The organism is Austwickia sp. TVS 96-490-7B, from assembly GCF_019331795.1.
In the GTDB taxonomy this organism is placed as follows: Bacteria; Actinomycetota; Actinomycetes; order Actinomycetales; family Dermatophilaceae; genus Austwickia.
In genome coordinates this window covers 1-307 of record NZ_JAHPZL010000055.1, presented here as the reverse complement: position 1 = coordinate 307, position 307 = coordinate 1, and the positions used below count along the sequence as shown (strand labels likewise).

The following is a 307-nucleotide window of genomic DNA, read 5'->3' as shown; positions in this document are numbered from 1 at the left end:
CGCACCGTGTTGGTCGTACAGGCAGAGGGAATTATAAAGGTGTGGCGATAACACTTTATACACCTGAAGAAGTTGGTTTAATTGCGGCTATCGAAAACAAAGGCTATCTCTTTGAAAATGTCGATATTAAAGATGGCGAATTTAAGCCAATCAAAGCGCACAATACACGACAATTGCGTCAAAAACAGGATGACCATATTACTCAAAAAGTAAAGCATAAAGTAAAGCGCAATACGAAAAAGAAAGTAAAACCAGGCTATAAGAAGAAGTACAAACAAGAACTCGAACAACTGAAACGCCAAGAAAA

1 pseudogene is annotated in these 307 nt (G+C 38.1%); it reads left to right on the top strand.

Features of this window, described 5'->3' with window-relative positions:
* A pseudogene (locus KEM60_RS16245) lies at positions 1–307 on the top strand (hypothetical protein); the annotation flags it as partial.